The following is a 19,766-nucleotide window of genomic DNA, read 5'->3' on the forward strand; positions in this document are numbered from 1 at the left end:
CATTGGAGTGGCAGCAAGGCAGCTAACGAGCGAATCCCGATGAGCTTACATAAGTAAGTGATTCGGGTTCGTGAGAGCAGTGAACATAGCTGCCACTTCAAGGAGGAAGGGTATTTAATAGGTATTTACAGTGACAACCCTCGAACAATGCATCGGCAACACCCCACTCGTCAAACTGCAACGTTTAAGCCAAGGGCTGGATGCGCAGATTTGGGTCAAATTGGAAGGAAATAATCCGGCAGGCTCGGTCAAAGACCGTGCGGCACTAACCATGATCCGGCAGGCAGAATTACGTGGAGAAATAGCTCCGGGTGATGTGTTGATCGAGGCGACCAGCGGCAATACTGGTATTGCGCTGGCGATGATCGCCGCGATGAAGGGCTATAAGCTAAAGCTACTGATGCCGGAAAATATGAGTCAAGAGCGGCAGGCCGCAATGCGTGCCTACGGTGCGGAGTTAATTCTGGTTAGTCGTGAGCAAGGAATGGAAGGGGCGCGCGATGAAGCGCTAAGGATGCAGGCTGAAGGGCAGGGTAAGGTGTTGGATCAGTTCAATAACAGCGATAACCCCTACGCACATTTCACCGGTACCGGGCCAGAAATCTGGCAACAAACCGCGGGTAAAGTGAGCCATTTTGTGTCCAGCATGGGAACTACCGGGACGATTACCGGCGTTAGCCAATATCTGAAAAGCCAAAACCCGCAAGTTACCATTATCGGCCTGCAACCGGCAGAAGGAAGTAGTATTCCTGGTATCCGCCGTTGGTCACCGGGATACATGCCGGGGATTTTCCGCCCGGAGTTGGTTGATCAGGTACTGGATATCACCCAGAGCGAAGCAGAGAAAGCGACACGAAGGCTAGCCACGGAAGAGGGTATTTTTTGTGGTGTCAGTTCTGGCGGTGCGGTTGCCGGCGCGCTGCGGGTGGCGGCACAGAACCCCGCAGCGGTGATCGTGGCGATTATTTGTGACCGTGGTGACCGATACTTGTCGACAGGTGTTTTTGATTAAGTAGGCCGAGCGTTACGTATCAACTCTATCTGATCGCGCTATCAGATGGGGTTGATATGATATTTTGCCTTCCTCGCAATACTTCAACTTTTATAGTTTTGAACCTATAAATTATAAAAAGGAACGGAGCTTTGGTGCCAGAGATTTTGATTTATAATTAATCATATTTAAAAGCCTCAGAACCCCGTTGCTGTCCTTTCCCTGTAAGCAAATTGTCTGCTAGAGGCTATCTAGTGGTAAATGAAATTTATGCAATCAACTGTGGCTATTAGTACAAGCCTGCTTTGCTAATATAGTTAATTCACGTCACATTGTTAGAATAAATATTGTAGGAATATTCGTACAATTAGCTTCATTGATTCCGTGGTGAATTTGAATGTGAGTTGTTTACAGGTATGAGTTATAAGGGTATTTTAATTTAATTTTGAGAAATTTCTTATAAATCAACTAACTATATCTAATTTATTTGGCTATCAATGGTTACATTCTGTAACATTTAACCAATTGGTGTTAGCTGTCTATTCTTCCTATACTGCTGCTGTTCGTATTTTGCTTATATTTTCTATTGGAATCACATATAGATTTTATTTGATGTTTTAGTTATATGAGTATTTATTTCACTGATTTTAGCAAGTTAACGGGTTGTAATATTTATTAAAACTCGTTAAATGTAAATTATAATTATCAACAGTGTTGTAGCCGCAATTTTTATTGATTTACCCCTTCATTTAGAGTTTTGCTGGCAAAACGTCTGTATTTTAGCCCAATGTGGGCTTATTCCTCTGGGCTAGTCGTATGTTGCGACATGTGTTGATTGAACATGATACGGACGATCGACGAACTTAATTTACCTGAGCTGGGTAATGATCATTTTATTACTCGAATTTTCTGTTGATGATTGCATTAGACGTGATGGGGAAATGCCCGCGCAAATAACAAATGATGAAACCCATGTTTATTGAAAAAATAAAGTCGGCTTGGCCAGGTGATATGTTGAAGCGCGTGCGCATGTCACACTTAACTCTGTCCAAGCTACAGCGCCATTTAGGTAAGGTTATGATTCTGATACCGATGTTGCTGCTGATTCTCTACTTGTTAATTTTTAGCCAACCACGCTATCTCAGTGAATCTAAAGTCGCCATCAAACATTCCAACGATATCAATGGCAGTAATCTGAATGTCGCTTTGCTGATGGGTGCTGGCAGCCCTAGTTCTGCGGAAGATGCCCTATATCTGAAGGAATATATTAATTCTCCTGATATGTTGGCGGTCTTGGATAAACAGCTCGATTTTCGTCAGGCATTCGGTCATAGCGGCTGGGATTTTTTCTATCATTTGTCAGATAGTGCCACTCGCGAGCAATTCCTTAATTATTACCGTAACCGTATCTCCGTTTCTTACGATGACAAAACCGGTTTGCTCACCATTGGTACCCAAGGATTCTCGCCTGAATTTGCTCAACGGTTCAATCAGGCTGTTTTGAAAGAATCCGAAAGATTTATCAATGAGATCTCACACCGAATTGCCCGCGAGCAGTTGCTGTTTGCCGAAAACGAAATGCAGGAAGCGCGCGTTCGTTTGAATAGCAGCAAAACCGAACTACTCACTTACCAGAACAGCAATAATATTCTTGACCCTGAAGCTCAGGCTTTGGCTGCCACTACGTTGATTAACACCTTGGTTAGCCAACGCATTCAGATGGAAGCAGAATTGCGTAACCTACTGACTTTTCTCCGTGAAGATGCACCTCAGGTCATCAGTGCGAAGAACGCACTCAAGTCGCTCTCCAGCCAGATTGATAATGAAAAAAGCAAAATTACTGCGCCCGATGGTCACAAATTGAACCGTATGGCGGTAGATTTTGAAGAGATTAAAGCCAAGGTACAGTTCGATACTGATATCTACAAATTGACCCTGACATCGATTGAAAAAACCCGTGTTGATGCGGCAAGAAAACTGAAAATGTTGTCAGTGATCAGCTCTCCTCAGCTACCGCAGGAGTCAAAGTTCCCCAACAGTTTATATCTGCTTATCAGTTGGTTACTGGTTTGTGGCTTACTTTTTGGTACTGTCAAATTATTGCTGGCGGTGATTGACGATCATAAAGATTGACGCCGTTTTAACGCTATTTCTAGCTTGTCGGAATGACACCGCAGGCAGTAACTCAGAGCATGCTATGAAATTATTGAAATCTGTTCTTCTGATTATTGCCATACAGGCAACACCCGCTCAGGCCGTTGATCTGAATGCCGATCCCAATATGACCGGGGCCGCACCGTTACCGTCGATTATTTCAGGTCAAAGCCAGAGACCTTATAGCGATAGCCAGTTTGACGATACCCCCCCTCCGGTGATCCCGGTGGTGATGAGTCGGATGTTTGGCGCGCAACTCTTTACCTCGGTCTCGGCGGCAGATAGTGGTTCCAGCATCGGTTTCAATCCAAACTACGTAGTGAGTTTGGGGGATCAGATTCAGATACGGTTATGGGGCGCATTTAACTTTGAAGGTGCGCTGAGTGTGGACCCGAAAGGCAATATCTTCTTGCCAAACGTTGGCCCGCTGAAAGTAGTTGGCATCCCGAATAGCCAGATCAACAGTGTGGTGACTGCCAAAGTCAAACAGGTCTATCAGTCGAATGTGAATGTCTACGCCTCTTTATTACAGGCCCAGCCGGTCAAAGTGTTTGTCACCGGTTACGTTAATAACCCCGGATTGTACGGCGGGGTGGCATCTGACTCGTTACTCTCCTATCTCAGTAAAGCCGGTGGTGTCGATACTCAGAGAGGCAGCTATGTGGATATCAGCATCAAACGTGGTAACCGCGTGCGCTCACAGGTTAATTTGTACGACTTTCTCCTTAACGGCAATTTGGGGCTATCACAGTTTGCTGACGGCGATACCATCGTAGTCGGCCCACGCCAGCACACTTTCAGTGTCGAAGGCGAAGTGTTCAACAGCTATGACTTTGAATTCCGCAACAGCACGATTCCGGTGAGTGAAGCGCTCAGTTGGGCACGCCCTAAGCCGGGGGCCACACATATGACCATTATCCGCCAGCAGGGTACGATTAAGCGCAGTGAATACTATCCACTTAGCTCTGCACCGGGGCGTTCATTACAAGATGGCGATAAGCTGATTATCAGCACTGATCGCTACTCAGGAACCATTCAGGTTCGAATCGAAGGGGCGCATTCCGGCGAGCATGCCATGGTACTGCCTTATGGTGCGACTATGCGTCAGGTGCTGGCAAAAATCCGCCCTAATAGCATGTCGCAAATGGACTCGATCCAACTGTATCGCCGCTCGGTCGCGCTGCGTCAGAAAGAGATGCTTGACCTGTCACTGCAAAAACTCGAAGAAGCCTCTTTATCAGCACAGTCTTCCACTTCAGAAGAGGCCCGTCTGCGAATGCAAGAAGCGCAGCTTATCAGTCGCTTTGTTACCAAAGCCCGCAACGTGGTACCTAAGGGTGAAGTGGTGCTCAACGAAAGTAATCTTGATCAGGTGATTCTGGAGGACGGTGACGTAATTAAGATCCCTGAAAAGACCTCGCTGGTCATGATCCATGGCGAAGTAATGTTCCCGAATGCGGTGAGTTGGCAGAAAGGTCTTAGCCCGGATGATTACATTACCAAGGTTGGCGGTTACACGCAAAAAGCCAGTAACACCAAAGTCATTCTGATTAAACAGAATGGTGAAGCACTGAATGCTGAAGACGTCAAAACGCTGCAACCGGGTGACGAACTGATGGTATTACCGAAGTTTGAATCGAAGAACATCGAAGTAACGCGGGGGATTTCGACCATTCTTTACCAGTTGGCAGTTGCCGCTAAAGTGGTGCTAACACTCTGATGATAGGCATCTTTTCGGCAGGGATTTATCGTATCGAGCATCTGGAAAACTTTCTGGCTGAACCCTGCTGCAAGCTTTCATCGTTGCGCTCAATTCCACCGCAGATAAGTGCGGTGGCGGTGTGGGGCCATCGTCCAAGTGGTGATAAAGCGGTTGCGTTGGCGCGAGCTTCCAGCTTGCCTGTTGTGCGTCTTGAAGACGGTTTTATCCGCTCGTTGGGGTTGGGCGTGTCAGGCTGCCCGCCGTTGTCGATGGTGGTGGATACTCAGAGTATCTATTACGACGCCAGCCGGCCAAGCTCGCTGGAAAGGCTGATTCTTGACCGGGCCGGTAACCAGCCACTTTATGCCGATGCCCGAGAGGCAATGCGGTTAATTGTTGATGCTGACTTGTCGAAATATAACTTGGCACCGCCATTCAGCGGCGTGCCTGCGCAAGGTGATGCGGTGTTGGTCGTGGACCAGACTTTTGGTGACATGGCGGTTAAATACGGCAATGCCGATGCGGCAGACTTTGAGGCCATGTTAGATGCCGCGCTGAATGAAAACCCACAGGCAGAGGTTTGGCTGAAAATTCATCCCGATGTTTTACAGGGCAAGAAAGCAGGCTACTTCAAGGCAATACCAAAAAATCCACGCATCAAGTTGCTGGCAGAAAATGTCAGCCCGCAGTCGTTATTGCGCCAGGTCAGTCGTGTGTATGTGGTGACTTCGCAATATGGTTTTGAAGCGTTGCTGGCGGGCAAATCTGTCACGGTATTTGGTCAACCCTGGTATGCCGGTTGGGGATTGACTGACGATCGCCACTCGCAGGCTGATGGGTTATCGGCACGACGTGGGCAGGCCAGTTTGTTGGATTTATTCAGCGCCGCCTATCTGCGCTACAGCCGTTATATCGATCCCTGTAGTGGCCAGCCGGCGACATTATTTGCTGTGTTAGACGGCCTGTTGATGCAAAAAAACCATCAACTACAACGCCAGGGTCAGTTATGGGCGCCGGGTTTAACACTTTGGAAACGCAGCATTTTTTTACTGTTTTTAAAAACCACACTGAACAACGTCTCTTTCAGAGACGGTAAAACATCGAACACGGCTTGTGTGGTGTGGGGCAATAAAGGCGAACAGCGCTGGCAAGCAAAGGCTCAGGCGCAAAAAGTGCCGGTATGGCGTATGGAAGATGGGTTTATACGCTCATCGGGGCTGGGTTCTGACTTGCATCCGCCGCTGTCGCTGGTGCTGGATAAAAGCGGCATTTACTACGATGCCACCCGGCCGAGTGATCTTGAGTCGTTACTCAATAGCAGCCGGTTAACTGACCTACAGCGAGTGCGGGCCGCAAAGCTTCGCCAGCGATTGGTCAGTGGCAAAATCAGTAAATACAACATTGGCGCGCCATTCAGTCTGCCGCCGCAAGCCAGTGGCAAACGCATTTTGCTGGTATCCGGCCAGGTGGAAGACGATGCATCCATTTTGAGCGGAACAATCAGTATTCGTACCAATAGTGAACTGCTGAAAACGGTGCGCCAGCGTAACCCGGACGCTTTCATTATCTATAAGCCGCACCCGGACGTATTGGTTGGCAACCGGCAAGGGCATATTCCTGCGGCTGATATTGCGCGTTGGGCTAACACTCAGGCGCAGGATGCCGACATCATCCAATGCATTCAGGCTGCGGATGAGTTGCATACTTTGACGTCGCTTTCGGGCTTTGAAGCGCTGTTGCATGGGAAGCAGGTATTTTGCTACGGCATACCTTTTTATGCGGGGTGGGGGCTGACACAGGACGAACATTCTGCACCACGCCGGCAGCGCACATTGACGCTGGATGACTTGGTATATCAGGCGTTGATCGCTTATCCGACCTATGTTGACCCTCTTCGGCGTGAAGCAATAACCGCAGAACGGGCGTTAGACATTTTGGCGGCTCAGCCACGTGCTGAAATGCAATTTAGCAAAAAAAAATCGGGCAGGATTATGCGTAATTATAGAAAACTGCTCATGCTAACTAAAGTGACAATGAACTTATAAATCAGTCTGTTAAATGATAATGGTGACGTGTTTATGCTTACAGATTGCCGTGCACTGACAACACTTCTTGCTGGCAAGAAGTACCTACTGTTACAAGGCCCGATGGGACCTTATTTCAGTGATACCGCTGAGTGGCTTGAATCTCAGGGGTGCGAAGCGGTGAACGTGGTATTCAACGGCGGTGACAAGTTTTATTGCCGTAAGCGTGACTATTTGGTGTTCAGGCAGACGCCGAAAGAGTTTCCCACCTGGTTGAAAGATACCTGGCAAGATTACCACTTCGACACTATTTTGTGTTTTGGTGATTGCCGCCCGCTACACCAAGTTGCCAGGCTTTGGGCGCAGACCAAAGGGGTGCGTTTTCTGGCGTTTGAGGAAGGCTACCTCCGCCCGCATTTTATTACCCTCGAAGAGGGCGGGGTGAATGCGTTTTCCGCCTTGCCACGTAATCCTGATTTCTACCGTAAGTTGCCAGAAATTAAAGCACCGGTCGCCAAAAAATTGACATCATGCTTTAGTCTGCGGGTACGCCGTTGCATCGGTTATTATCTGGCTGGCTGGTTTTACCGCCACCAATTTCCACAATATCGTCACCATAAATCCTTTTCACCTTGGTACGAAGCCCGTTGCTGGATACGTGCTGCCGCGCGTAAACAGTGGTACCGATTCTTGCAACGAAAAGTGCTGAGTCAACTACAGGGCGAGCTTGACCAGCGCTACCATCTGGTGGTTTTACAGGTCTACAATGATAGCCAGATCCGCAACCACAGCCCATACAACGACGTGCGTGATTACATCAATGACGTAATGTATTCATTTTCAAAAAAAGCCTGTAGTGACCAGTGGTTAGTTATCAAACATCACCCTATGGACCGGGGGCATCGCCTGTACGGGCCATTAATCCGGAAACTGGGTAAGCAGTACAACATCAGTGAGCGAGTAAAATATGTACACGATTTGCCGATGCCGGAATTGCTGACTCACGCCAAGGCGGTGGTAACGATTAATAGCACTGCCGGGTTATCAGCACTGATCCATAATAAACCGTTGATCGTGATGGGAAACGCCCTGTATGACATGAAAGGGTTAACGTTTCAGGGGCACCTCAATCAATTTTGGCAGTCTGATTTCAAGCCAGATATGAAGTTATTCAAAAAATTCCGGCTATATATACTGAGAAACACCCAGATTAATGCGGTTTATTATGGTGATAATCAGCTTGAACTGATACCTACGGTAAAGACCGAATATAAAGACGAATATTACCGGATCCCGGTTTAGTGAGTTTTGGGGATACTTTTCAGGATGGGGCGGAGAAATGATTATTGCTGATGCCGATAAATAATACAGATAATACTGCTGTAACCATTTTCCGATTATTGTGGCGCTGCCACCTCTGGTTAGTATTAGCCACAGCCACTTCATACACATTATCGCTACAAGCTGCTCAACTGACATGCTATTTGCCTGATGCCACCGCGTTACAGGGGAATATCAGCTTGCAGCCGCACTGTATTTATCGTCAATCCCTACTGATATCGCACAGCAATACTCATCTCGACTGTCAAGGGGCGACGTTGGAAGGGGACAATAATCTACCCTTTGGCATAATGGTCAATAGCAAAGGCAAACCACTAAAAAACGTCAGCATCAAAAATTGCCATATCCGCAACTTTAGTCGCAGTGGTATCCGTATTACCTCTAATATTCCGGCTAATCAACTTAGCACCGATCACCAGATTAATTATCACCGAACGCCGATGGGGATTCTTATCGACGCGGTAGTGGTGACCGGCAGTGGGCGAGTGGGCATCTATTTTGATGATTACGTGACTGACTCCACTCTCAGTAATTCTACTGTTCAGCAGTCTTATATGTCGGGAATATATCTGGAACACTCATCACGCAACAACCGGATTATTAATAACCGTATAGTGAATAATGGTCATGAGAGTCTGGGGCGGGGCAAGCGAGAAGGATTAGCGGTGGATTCATCTGCCAATAATCTGATAGAGGGGAATCTATTTAAAGGCAATGGTGCGGGTGGTGTGTTTTTGTATAAGAACTGTGGCGAGCATTACAGTAGTGGAAAGTCGGTTATCCGCTGGCAGCATAGCGACCATAATATTATCCGCAATAACACCTTTACCGACGAGCAGGTCGGCATTTGGCTAGCTTCCCGCCAAAGCAGAGATCTCTCTGGTTTTGATTATGGTGATAACCCCAAAGATAATTCTGGTAAGTACTTTGCTGATTACGCCGATAACAATGTGCTGGAAGGGAATAAGTTTATTGGCACTCGCGTAGATATTAAAGATGAGGGGGTGGGGAATAGGGGGGGTGAGTGAGGTTGTGGCAGGCACCATGAGATACCTGCTGATTGAATATTTTGTGGCTAGATATGTAAAGTTAGATACTGGTGATTAAAGTTACCAATGCACCATATTTATGATGCTTCCCATAAATATTTTTAGAAAACTCCATATCTTTTTTATCATAATACTATCGTCTGGATTTATTCTGGTAATTTTTGACCATTGAGTACGTGAGTCATCATTAATCCACTGATACCCCGCTATTAGTTAACTCTTTTTTTTAATGCATCAAAAAAGAATAGTTTTGGGTTTTTAGCCAGTTTTTTAATCTTCCTAGCAATATTTCTATTCGGCTGGTTTCTTTTCTCATCAAGTTTTTTTGAGTTATCCCCTGATTTTTTTTCAATTGAAACGACACTAGCTGATGTTTTAACTTGATTTTTTTCGTTAGACAAATTGTTTTTTATAGGGTTCCTTGAAATATATTCATCAAGACGATATCTATCAAAGAGTATGCTTTCACGAATGTCGATAATTTTATCTTTCTCAAGTTCAAAGTTACACTTATTAAAAATTCGAACTGAGTTATACTCGATATCTATGGAAATAGAAAGATTTGCCTTTTCAGTATGTTTTCTCTCACAGCGAATCCAAGTAGCAAATGAGTAAAAATCTCTAATTAGAAAACTAATAAATTGCAATGATTTAGCTCTATCAAATGTATAATCTTCTTGGCTGATTATATCCGCAACATCATTTGCTGTTCTAACCTGAGAGTTTATTCCTTTGCAAATATAGTGTGCCTGACCAAAAGCAAATACGTGTTTTTCATATAATTGAGCCATAATCCCAACGCCGCTATTTAAAAGTGCAACAGCGTCACAGCATGAAAGTATGTCACCTATATGATATGCATCGACATTAGTCATTTTTTCATTTGAGAACTTCTCGATACTTAATGGGTGATTTTTAACCACAACTCTCCAATCTTCGGGTAACAGATAGGGCAGCATGTTAATCTCATTGAGATAATTATCATAGCTGTGCACATCTCCACAGAAATATCTTGTGGTTGTATCACTTGGTGACTGTAAGGCAATGAAAAGAATTTTTATGTTTTCCGAATCACCAAATAATTTTCTCTTGAGGTTTTTTCCTCCAATGATATTTCCTTGTGGTTCTAGTGAATCCCCAGAGTTTTTTATATCATTAATATAATTATGTACTTCAATTATTCTTTCTTCTGTAAGTTCTATGTTTTTCCAATTCTCTTCTTGATATGAAGTACTTTCTGCACAAAAACCATTTTCATCAATATAAATTGACCATGGTAATGCGCCACGTTCAATTACATAAGTGCGAATCCCTAATTCTTTAGCTTTTTCATAAATAGATAGGCGGAGTTCATTACCGTATGGATTATTGAATATAATGGATTCTATATTGTTATCTTTTATAGTGTTTTCGAGATTAAATATATTAATGAAACGTTCTTCAATTAAAATTGGATTAGTGAAGTAACTAAAAATGCCATCATTAAATGAGTGTGGGTTTTTTGAAAGAAATAATTGTTTCTTGTTTTTGTCATCTGTAAGTGGGGTCGCAACATAATTATCTGCCGAATATCGTTTGCAGTTCTCTAAGAATATTTTGTGGTTTTTCGCACGCACTGCTGTAGAGCGATGCTCAGCAATAGGATGATGAATATGGAAAGAATATATTCCTTTGTTAGCTACCAAGTCTGCGAAAATACGGAATAATGATCGCCACCCCCTCCAGTTAACCTGTTTACTATAATTTCTTGTATCTAGTTGATAAAAATCACGAGGACGTTCAATTTTAAATTTTCTTAATAGCCTTACCCAAAAATCTGAGTCTTCAAAACCCCAACCTTCAAAGTTTTCGTCATATCCACCAATATTTATGGCATCTTTTCTCTTACAAATAAGAAATGAAGACGCTGGGGCATGGTGAACTATATAATCTGATGTTGGCTTGTAGATCTCTCCAATCATCTTACTATATAATTTTCCATTCAAATTCTGAAGCACTAAGTCGGAGCCTAACTCAGTTAAGTAAATGACGGGAACAACAAAGAAAGGCCAGTCTCCTGATTCTATTAGTGTTTCTATCTCTATATTAATTCTATTGTAGAAATCATCTGAGTGATACAGATCAACATCTTCAAATATAAGGTAATCTGATTTGGAACTTTTTATGCCAATATTTCGTGCAGCTGAAGCATTCCATGTATCATAGGGTTTATCAACATATATGTATTCAAATCCAATTTCATTACATGTTTTCTGTATTTCTGAAGCCTTATTACTTTTTGAACCAAAATCGATAACTATGAAGTTGTAGTTCGATGGGATTTCCAACTCCGACTTCATCAGTAATCTTTGACAAATATCGTATTCATCTCGGTGCTTTACGGGAATAATTACACTAACCGTGAACTTAAAATTTTCCATGATATTCTCAATGATTTTTAGATATTAAAAATGTTTTAGGGCCAAGGTCATAATTAATTGTTGCCTTTAAAGACCTTCATCCACTTTATAAACCGCAATCGCTTCATCTACTGACTCGAAATATTTCACCTGATTATCTCGGCCAATAAATAGCGCTGCATCGCAGAACTCTTTCAGTGAACCGAGGCTATGGGAAACCATAAGAAAGCTTGATTCCTGGTGGCGGGATTTGAACAGGTCTGCACATTTTTGTTTAAAGCGCGCATCCCCTACAGCGGTGACTTCGTCCACCAGATAGTAATCAAACTTAAATGCCATACTCAGGCCAAAACCCAGGCGGGATTTCATGCCGGAAGAGTAGGTTTTGATTGGCATATCAAAGTATTTGCCAAGCTCGGCGAACTCTTCAACAAAGGCTACTTTCTCTCGTAATTCACGGTCTGTTGCATACAGGCGGGCGACAAACTTAACGTTTTCACGCCCGGTCAAACTCCCTTGGAATCCACCTGCTAGTCCTACTGGCCAGGAGATCGTTTTATCGGTAATAACTTTGCCGCTATCAGGCCGGTCGATACCACCGATGACACGTAATAACGTTGATTTACCTGAACCATTGCGACCAATTAAGGCCACACTTTTATTAGCAGGGAACTCGACATGCAGATTTTTAAAAACATAATGGCGCCCAGCAGGGGTACGATAAGATTTGGTTAGATTTTCAATTCTGATCATGAGGTTAGCATCGCCTCTTCACCGTTACGGTACAACACAAGCCCAACAAACAGACTGACCAACGTACAGAAGGCCAGATAGTATAAGTTGGCACCTTCGCTGACATAACCCGGAACGACGGCTTCACGGCATAGCTCAACGACATGGACTAACGGATTCCACAGTAAGTACGGCCAGTAATCCTTTGGAATTGAATGGAGCGGAAACATAATGCAGGAAATAAAGTAGAGCGGTTTTAACAGAATGGGTAGAAACTTCTCGGTTTCGGGGAAGGTTTTTCCTATCACCATAAAACTCAGACCGACGCCGCAGGAGAAAATGATTAGCATTAACCAGACTAGAACCAGCGAAATAAGGTTAATGACTTCAAACTCCTCGCCAAGCAGGCCGACGATCGCCATCAGTAAGATGTAAACTACCGCATAAATTAATGATTCTAAAACAGCGCGGGCAATGATGGTGTCTATCGGCCTTACCGGACGATAGTTAAATAAGCCTTGGTTGGCTTCTATAGCACCAATCGACCGGTTACTGATATTAATGAATACGAAGTAGGGAACAATCCCATTAATCAGAAAAACCGGGAAGGAAATATCTGGCATGGTACGCTGCATAATGTAGCCGAAAATGCCTAGTAGCATGAGCATGTGAGCCATAGGCTCTAGCGCCGCCCAAAGATAACCCAGCCGATACTTGCCAAATCTAGTTTTAATTTCCCTTAGAAACAAAGCGTTAACGGCAGCTTTTTGTACTTCGAAACCACTACGAGCCATCTGTTGTTGTCCAAAAATTTAATCTGGTTTGTCCACGCTACCGCCCCTGATTTACAGCACCCAGTATGCTGAAAGCAAAAATAGATTGTGGAATACCAATATGACGAAAATAACTACGCCAAAAGGATAGAGATATTTATACGTGTATTATAAAAAATAGATAATACTAGGCCAAGCATGGTCTGGTATTTTAATATGTATAGCCACACATTACCGTAGGTAATTAGAGGTGTAAAGGTTCTTCAGGCTGTTAGCTTAAATTTAATAAAGTTAATTTGCTATTATTAAGAATAATCTTGTTTTGTGGGAATTGTCTTATAATAATATGGCGGTTATGATTGAATTATATCTGATGCTCTGGTTGGTCATGACTTACTTTGTTGTTGATATAGGCTGCTGTTATTTTTATGTTTCTCTATTTTATCGATAAATAATATCGAGATTGTATTGATTGTTAGTCTATTGAAGGGGATATAGATGATGATTCTAATATCCCCAATCATCTTCACTCCCGCTCTAAAGCCCTGATAGGGTCCATCTCGGCTGCCCGTTTGGCGGGGAAAAAACCAAAAATAATCCCAATCAAACTAGAACATATAAAGGCCATCATGATGGATGTTGTTGAATAAACCATTGAAAAGTTACTACTGAACTGACTGAATATCAGGCCGATTGCTAGCGATAATATTACGCCAAGGCCACCGCCCAATAAGCACACTAATACCGCCTCTATCAAAAACTGCTGCATAATATCGCTGGCACGGGCACCAACCGCCATCCGCACACCTATTTCTTTAGTACGTTCGGTGACCGATACCAACATAATATTCATCACTCCAATACCACCAACGATCAAGGAAATAACCGCAATCATTGATACCAGCAATGTCATGGTTGAGGTGGTCTTCTTAATGGTTTGACGGATACTGTCGGTATTCATCACGAAGAAATCCTGTGTCCCGTGACGTTGAGTGAGCAATTTTGTTACACCCTGTTCAGCATTCGCCAGGTCAATATCATCGTTCACCCGCACGGTAATACTCTTTAGATAAGATTGGCCGAGCATACGTTTCATCGCCGTCGTATAGGGGGTCCACACATTGAGGTTCTCGTCGCTACCAAAACCACTTTGTTTCTTGGCCGCCACACCAATCACGCGGCAGGGCAGAGCGCCAAGTAAGATAACTTTTCCGATGGGGTTTTCGCCTTGGGCAAACAGCTTATCGCGGGTGTTTTCATCAATGACTGCCTCTTGCATCAGGCCATCGACGCTAGCGCGGTTAAAGGCCATTCCCTGGTTGATATTGTAGCCACGCACCAGAAAATATTGCTCACCGACCCCATTGACGGTGCCACTGACCGATTTATTACCATAACGTAGCGTGGTGCTGGTCGAAACCGTTGGTGTCACGCTGTGAATATAACCTTGTTGTGCCAGGGCATCCGCATCGGTCGCCCGTAGAGTATGGATTGCCGCTGAGCGCATATCACCAAAATCCTTGCCAGGGAAAATCTCCAGCGTGCTGGTCCCCATCGCGTTGATATTCGCCAAAACCTGTTGTTGCGAACCTTTTCCTAGTGCCACCACCGATACCACCGAGGCAATGCCAATAATAATCCCCAGCATGGTCAGTACGGTGCGCAAACGCTGTGCGGCCATCGCCAGTATTGCCATTTTAAACGCTTCTTGTAGGCGGTCGCGCTGCGCTTTCCACGAGGTGAGTAGTGGTTTACTGGCAATGTCTGGTTCTTGTTCGACGGTTGCTGTACTTACTGATTTTGTCGACTGCATTTGTCGGTCAGCAATGACCTCGCCATCTCTCAATTCAATAATTCGCTGCGCATGTTCTGCAATCGACATATCGTGGGTGACAATTACCACGGTGTGGCCTTGCTGGTGTAAGTCTTTCAGGATATTTAAGACTTCATTACCACTGTGAGTATCAAGTGCTCCGGTGGGCTCGTCGGCCAGAATAACTTCCCCGCCGTTCATTAGTGCTCTGGCAATACTGACCCGCTGCTGCTGCCCCCCGGAAAGCTGGCTTGGGCGATAATCCAGCCGCTCGGCCAGACCGAGGCGAGACAACAGGCTGGCGGCTCGCTTTTTACGTTCCTCGCGATTGATACCGGCGTAAATTGCCGGAATTTCCACATTCTCCCGCGCACTCAAATCATTTAGCAGATGGTAGCGCTGAAAGATAAAGCCAAAATGTTCACGGCGCAGTTCGGCGAGCGCATCACGGTCCAAATGTTGTGGGATCCGGCCAGCGACCAGATATTCGCCTGCGCTGGGTTTATCCAGACAACCGAGAATATTCATTAGCGTTGATTTACCGGAGCCTGATGCGCCAACAATCGCCACCATTTCTCCGCTGTAAATAGTTAGATTGATATTTTTCAGCACTTGAACCGTCTGTTCGCCATTAATAAATTCACGGCTGACATTATCAAGCTGAAGTAAGATCTTACTGTGGTTGAGGTCTGGCATCAGTTACATCCCCATCGGTGGCCCCATACGTTGGGCCTTATTGTTGGCGGTGGTACTGCTGCCTTGGCTGACGATCACCTGTTCTCCGGCTTGCAGGCCTGAGAGGATCTGTGCATCAACATTGTTATTTAGCCCAACGGTCACTTCACGCCAACCGATGTTGCCGTTGTTGCTCACCACTTGGACCTGATACTTTCCTTTTACGTTGTTTAATGCGGTTGCGGGGATAACGATGGCGTTCTCGGCTTTGTTGAGCACGATGTAGACCTGCGCGGTCATTGAAATTCGTAACGCGCCATTTGGGTTAGCAACATCAAACAGGCCGTTATAATAAATGGCAGTGCTACTGGAGCTGGAGCTGCTACTTGAGCTGGATGAGGTGGTGGTGGTTTCATCGTTGATCGAATCAGGCGCCGGTTCTATTGCCCGCAGCGTGGCACTGAATCGCTCTTCCGGCTCACCTAAAATAGTGAAGTAAACCGGCATACCGGCTTTAACTTTCACCACGTCAGCCTCAGAAATTTGTGCTTCTATCGTCATGGTCTCGAGCTGAGCGACTTTGATAATCGTTGGCGCACTTTGTACTGCGTTGACGGTTTGCCCCTCTTCAACCGGGATTGCCACCACTGTACCTGTGATGGGTGAGCTGATTTTAGTGTACCCAAGATTGAGTTTGGCGGTACTGACGGCAATTTCCGCCTGTGCAATCTGGGCATCGAGCGCAGTAATTTCCGCCTGAGTGCTTTCTAATGTGGCTTTGGCGCTATCAAAATCAGCGCGTACGCCGAGACCTTTGGCCAAAATTTGCTGCTGCCGTTGGTAGGCCAATAGGTTGTTTTTCTGTGTTGCCACTTTCGCCGCTCGTTGGGCGAGCACATTTTTCAGCGCTTCTTCGGCATCTTTCAGGGTATTTTGCTGAGTCAGGTCATCAATTTCAGCCACTAACTGGCCTTTCTCAACCTGCTGTCCTAGGGTGACATGGAGCGCTTTGATTTGCCCTGAAACCTGAGCCCCAACAGTGACTTGTTTTTGTGCCTTGATGGTGCCATCAGCCAAGACAGTTTGTTCCAGAGTGCGAGTTTCGGCGGCGGCGGTGATGTAAGCGGGTTTATCCGCCGGTGAAATCAATCTGAATAGCAGCACGCCGCCCGCTATCAGCAGCAGTACAGCCAGCCCGATAAAGCGTCGTTTCGACCTTGTAACCTGTTGCATAATCAATCAAAGATCCTTGAACCACAATGAAGAGAACGGTGAAACCAAATGCAGGGGGATAATTTACCGCCAACACCGATGAGTGTGAGTTAAGTGAGATTCAAGAATATGTAAGGATTGAGTAAAACCGGCTGCGCGCGAGTCAAATAGGCATGAAAATAGCCGAAATCAGGCAGGAGAGTTAAAAATGAAGATTTTGTTAGTCGATGATGATGTGGAACTGGGCACTATGCTGAGAGAATACCTGAGCGGTGAGGGCTTTAATGCCGAATTGGTATTAACCGGTAAAGCGGGTATTGCCGCAGCCTTATCTGGAGACTATACCGCCTTGATCCTCGATATTATGTTGCCTGATATGAGTGGTATTGATGTTTTGCGGCAAGTGCGTAAAAAAAGTCGCTTACCGATCATTATGTTAACCGCTAAAGGGGATAATATTGACCGGGTTATCGGTCTGGAAATGGGGGCAGATGACTATATGCCTAAACCCTGTTATCCCCGCGAGCTAGTCGCCCGCTTGCGCGCAGTATTGCGCCGCTTTGATGAACATCCTGAGGTGCCGTCAGCTGATGACAGTATCATCAGCCATGGCGACCTCACACTCAACCCGTCAACGCGCAGCAGTGAATGGCAGGGTAAACCGTTTGATCTGACTGCATCGGAATTTAACTTGTTGGAACTGCTGTTGCGTTCACCAGAGCGGGTGGTTACCAAAGATGAGTTATCCGATAAAGGATTAGGCCGACCACGGGAAGCCTATGACCGCAGTGTTGATGTGCATATCAGCAATATACGTCAAAAACTTGCAGCCCTGCCGGGGAACAATCTGAATATTGAAACGGTACGTAGTATTGGTTATCGCATCAGATAATAGCCTTGGGTGGAGTGAGATTGCTTATGCGCGGACGGTTGTTTTGGAAAATCCTGCTGGGTTTTTGGTTTACCTTTATTTTAATGACCCAGATGCTGTGGCTGGTGTTCTCCTTTTATGGCAATCGCCATGAACCCCCTGAGCGTGAAATGGTGCGGCAAATTGCCAAATTACAGGTTGCCTCGGCGGCGTCGGTATTACATTCCGGTGGTTTGCCTGCGCTAAGTACCATGACAGCTAACTGGTCGGAGGCTGATAAAGCCCATTTTTCTGTATTACCGGTGGCGGCGCTGCCACCGCTGACTGAAGAGGCGCTTACCGGGAAATCGATTCCCCAAGGCGGTGAACCTGAGTTTTATCGTCGTGAGGTTACCACTTGGGCCCAAGGCCCTGATGGACAAAACTATCGTGTCAGTTACGACATCGATGGCTTGCGACCCGTTAATCAGCAGGGTGGCCCCGATGAAAAGCGCCATGAAATACTGAATATTCCTATCCCTATGATTTGGATGGGCGTATTAGGCGGTTTGTTTTTTAGTGCGTTATTAGCTTGGAATCTAACGCGGCCGATGCGCCAGTTGCGTGCCGGTTTTGAACGGGTGGCACAGGGGGATTTGTCGGTACGATTGCTGCCGGTAATGCGGCGGCGTCATGATGAGCTGACTGAAGTTGCGCGTGACTTTGACTCAATGGCCGAACGGCTCGAAGCTCTAGTCAGTGCGCGGGAACAACTACTGCATGATGTGTCCCATGAGTTGCGTTCCCCGCTGGCGCGTTTGCAACTGGCGATTGGCTTAGCGCACCAGAATCCTGGCAATGTTGAAAGCTCATTACAGCGTATTGAGCATGAATCGGAACGGTTGGATAAGATGATTGGTGAGTTGCTGGCACTTTCACGAGCTGAAAACCACGATCTTGCTGACGATGACGAGTATTTCGATTTGCATGAGCTGGTCAAAGTGGTGGTAAATGATGCGCGCTTTGAGGCGCAGGTGCCGGGCGTTGAGATCTTGCTACAGGTGTTGCCCCCTATCGAGTACACCGTCAGAGGTAATGCTGAATTGATGCGACGGGCTATTGATAACATTGTCCGCAATGCGCTGCGTTTCTCCGTTCATGGGCAACAGGTAAAAGTGACACTTTCATTGGTGGATAAGAGTTATCAGATTCAGGTTGCTGACCAAGGACCAGGCGTTGAAGAGAGCAAGTTATCCAGTATTTTTGACCCCTTTGTGCGCGTTAAGTCGGCGATGTCTGGCAAAGGTTATGGTTTGGGATTGGCCATTACGCGTAAGGTGATTCAGGCCCATGGCGGGCAGGTTGAAGCACGCAATGGTGAGCAGGGGGGATTGGTGATTACACTACGGATCCCACGTTGGCTTGCAGTGGAGTAGTTTGACAGTAACGGTAATAGCAGAAAACAAAAACGGCACCCTTAGGCGCCGTTTTTTTATTCGTATGAGATTACTTCTTGATACGAATAATTGGTGTTTCACCAACGGTGACACTACCGGACAACTTAATCAGTTCTTTGATCTCGTCCATGTTGGAGATAACAACCGGCGTCAATGTAGACTTGGCTTTCTCTTCCAGCAGGGCCAGATTGAACTCAATAACCACATCACCTTTCTTGACGCGCTGGCCTTCTTCAGCGATGCGTTTGAAGCCTTCGCCTTTCAGTTCAACAGTGTCAATACCGAAGTGGACGAACAGCTCAATGCCGCTGTCTGATTCGATAGAAAAAGCATGGTTAGTCTCGAAAATTTTACCGATGGTGCCATCAACAGGAGCAACCATTTTATTGCCTGAAGGCTTGATAGCAATACCATCACCAACGATTTTCTCTGCAAAAACAACATCAGGAACATCTTCAATGTTGACGATTTCACCAGACAATGGCGCAACGATTTCAATAGTACCACTGTCTTTTTTGTCATCTGAAACCAGTGATTTCAGTTTATCGAACAAACCCATGATCTTCTCCTAAGTATTTATATCGGGCAGCGTTC

General features: G+C 45.6%; 14 protein-coding genes. 8 read left to right on the forward strand and 6 right to left on the reverse strand.

Annotated features, from left to right (window positions below):
- The first annotated feature begins 130 nt into the window (after positions 1-130).
- The 6 genes from cysM to V1953_RS05875 all read left to right on the forward strand — a co-directional run bounded on the left by cysM (position 131) and on the right by V1953_RS05875 (position 9,240).
- Positions 131-1,012: a cysteine synthase CysM gene (gene cysM / locus V1953_RS05850; RefSeq protein WP_442847641.1), complete on the forward strand. Its 882-nt coding sequence runs from the start codon at positions 131-133 to the stop codon at positions 1,010-1,012.
- Between the two features lie 939 nt (positions 1,013-1,951).
- A complete protein-coding gene (locus V1953_RS05855) occupies positions 1,952-3,124 on the forward strand; it encodes a capsule biosynthesis protein (protein ID WP_083163408.1) in 1,173 nt (390 codons plus the stop codon).
- A gap of 64 nt (positions 3,125-3,188) precedes the next feature.
- Positions 3,189-4,865, forward strand: a complete 1,677-nt coding sequence (locus V1953_RS05860; RefSeq protein WP_420073822.1) for a polysaccharide biosynthesis/export family protein — start codon at positions 3,189-3,191, stop codon at positions 4,863-4,865.
- Positions 4,865-6,892: a capsular polysaccharide biosynthesis protein gene (locus tag V1953_RS05865; RefSeq protein ID WP_442850746.1), complete on the forward strand. Its 2,028-nt coding sequence runs from the start codon at positions 4,865-4,867 to the stop codon at positions 6,890-6,892. The genes V1953_RS05860 and V1953_RS05865 overlap by 1 nt, the downstream gene beginning before the upstream one ends.
- Before the next feature lie 33 nt (positions 6,893-6,925).
- Complete coding sequence (locus V1953_RS05870; RefSeq protein ID WP_442848573.1) at positions 6,926-8,173, forward strand: capsule biosynthesis protein; 1,248 nt, start codon at positions 6,926-6,928, stop codon at positions 8,171-8,173.
- 50 nt (positions 8,174-8,223) lie between these two features.
- Positions 8,224-9,240 carry a right-handed parallel beta-helix repeat-containing protein gene (locus V1953_RS05875; RefSeq protein WP_442850747.1) on the forward strand — a complete coding sequence of 339 codons (1,017 nt, stop codon included), beginning with the start codon at positions 8,224-8,226 and terminating at the stop codon, positions 9,238-9,240.
- 230 nt (positions 9,241-9,470) lie between these two features.
- Here V1953_RS05875 and V1953_RS05880 read toward each other — a convergent pair whose 3' ends face one another.
- The 5 genes from V1953_RS05880 to V1953_RS05900 all read right to left on the reverse strand — a co-directional run bounded on the left by V1953_RS05880 (position 9,471) and on the right by V1953_RS05900 (position 16,886).
- On the reverse strand, positions 9,471-11,681 hold the full coding sequence (locus tag V1953_RS05880; protein ID WP_442850748.1) for a galactosyltransferase-related protein: 2,211 nt from the start codon (positions 11,679-11,681) through the stop codon (positions 9,471-9,473).
- A 66-nt stretch (positions 11,682-11,747) separates the two neighbouring features.
- Positions 11,748-12,413 (reverse strand): ABC transporter ATP-binding protein, encoded by a 666-nt coding sequence (locus V1953_RS05885; RefSeq protein WP_442850749.1) that lies wholly within the window; start codon positions 12,411-12,413, stop codon positions 11,748-11,750.
- Positions 12,410-13,186: an ABC transporter permease gene (locus V1953_RS05890; RefSeq protein WP_083163420.1), complete on the reverse strand. Its 777-nt coding sequence runs from the start codon at positions 13,184-13,186 to the stop codon at positions 12,410-12,412. The genes V1953_RS05885 and V1953_RS05890 overlap by 4 nt, the downstream gene beginning before the upstream one ends.
- Positions 13,187-13,691: 505 nt before the next feature.
- Positions 13,692-15,674 carry a MacB family efflux pump subunit gene (locus V1953_RS05895; protein WP_442850750.1) on the reverse strand — a complete coding sequence of 661 codons (1,983 nt, stop codon included), beginning with the start codon at positions 15,672-15,674 and terminating at the stop codon, positions 13,692-13,694.
- A gap of 3 nt (positions 15,675-15,677) precedes the next feature.
- Positions 15,678-16,886 (reverse strand): efflux RND transporter periplasmic adaptor subunit, encoded by a 1,209-nt coding sequence (locus tag V1953_RS05900; RefSeq protein WP_442850751.1) that lies wholly within the window; start codon positions 16,884-16,886, stop codon positions 15,678-15,680.
- 187 nt (positions 16,887-17,073) lie between these two features.
- On the opposite strand from V1953_RS05900, the gene V1953_RS05905 reads away from it, so the two are divergent.
- Positions 17,074-17,757 (forward strand): response regulator transcription factor, encoded by a 684-nt coding sequence (locus V1953_RS05905; protein ID WP_083163427.1) that lies wholly within the window; start codon positions 17,074-17,076, stop codon positions 17,755-17,757.
- Between the two features lie 26 nt (positions 17,758-17,783).
- Complete coding sequence (locus V1953_RS05910) at positions 17,784-19,151, forward strand: ATP-binding protein (RefSeq protein WP_083163430.1); 1,368 nt, start codon at positions 17,784-17,786, stop codon at positions 19,149-19,151.
- Positions 19,152-19,221: 70 nt separating this feature from the next.
- Here the strand turns inward: V1953_RS05910 and crr are convergent, their stop codons facing one another.
- A complete protein-coding gene (gene crr, locus V1953_RS05915; RefSeq protein ID WP_004392561.1) occupies positions 19,222-19,731 on the reverse strand; it encodes a PTS glucose transporter subunit IIA in 510 nt (169 codons plus the stop codon).
- Positions 19,732-19,766: the final 35 nt, after the last annotated feature.

The organism is Yersinia sp. 2541 StPb PI, from assembly GCF_052217145.1.
Taxonomy (GTDB): domain Bacteria; phylum Pseudomonadota; class Gammaproteobacteria; order Enterobacterales; family Enterobacteriaceae; genus Yersinia; species Yersinia enterocolitica_E.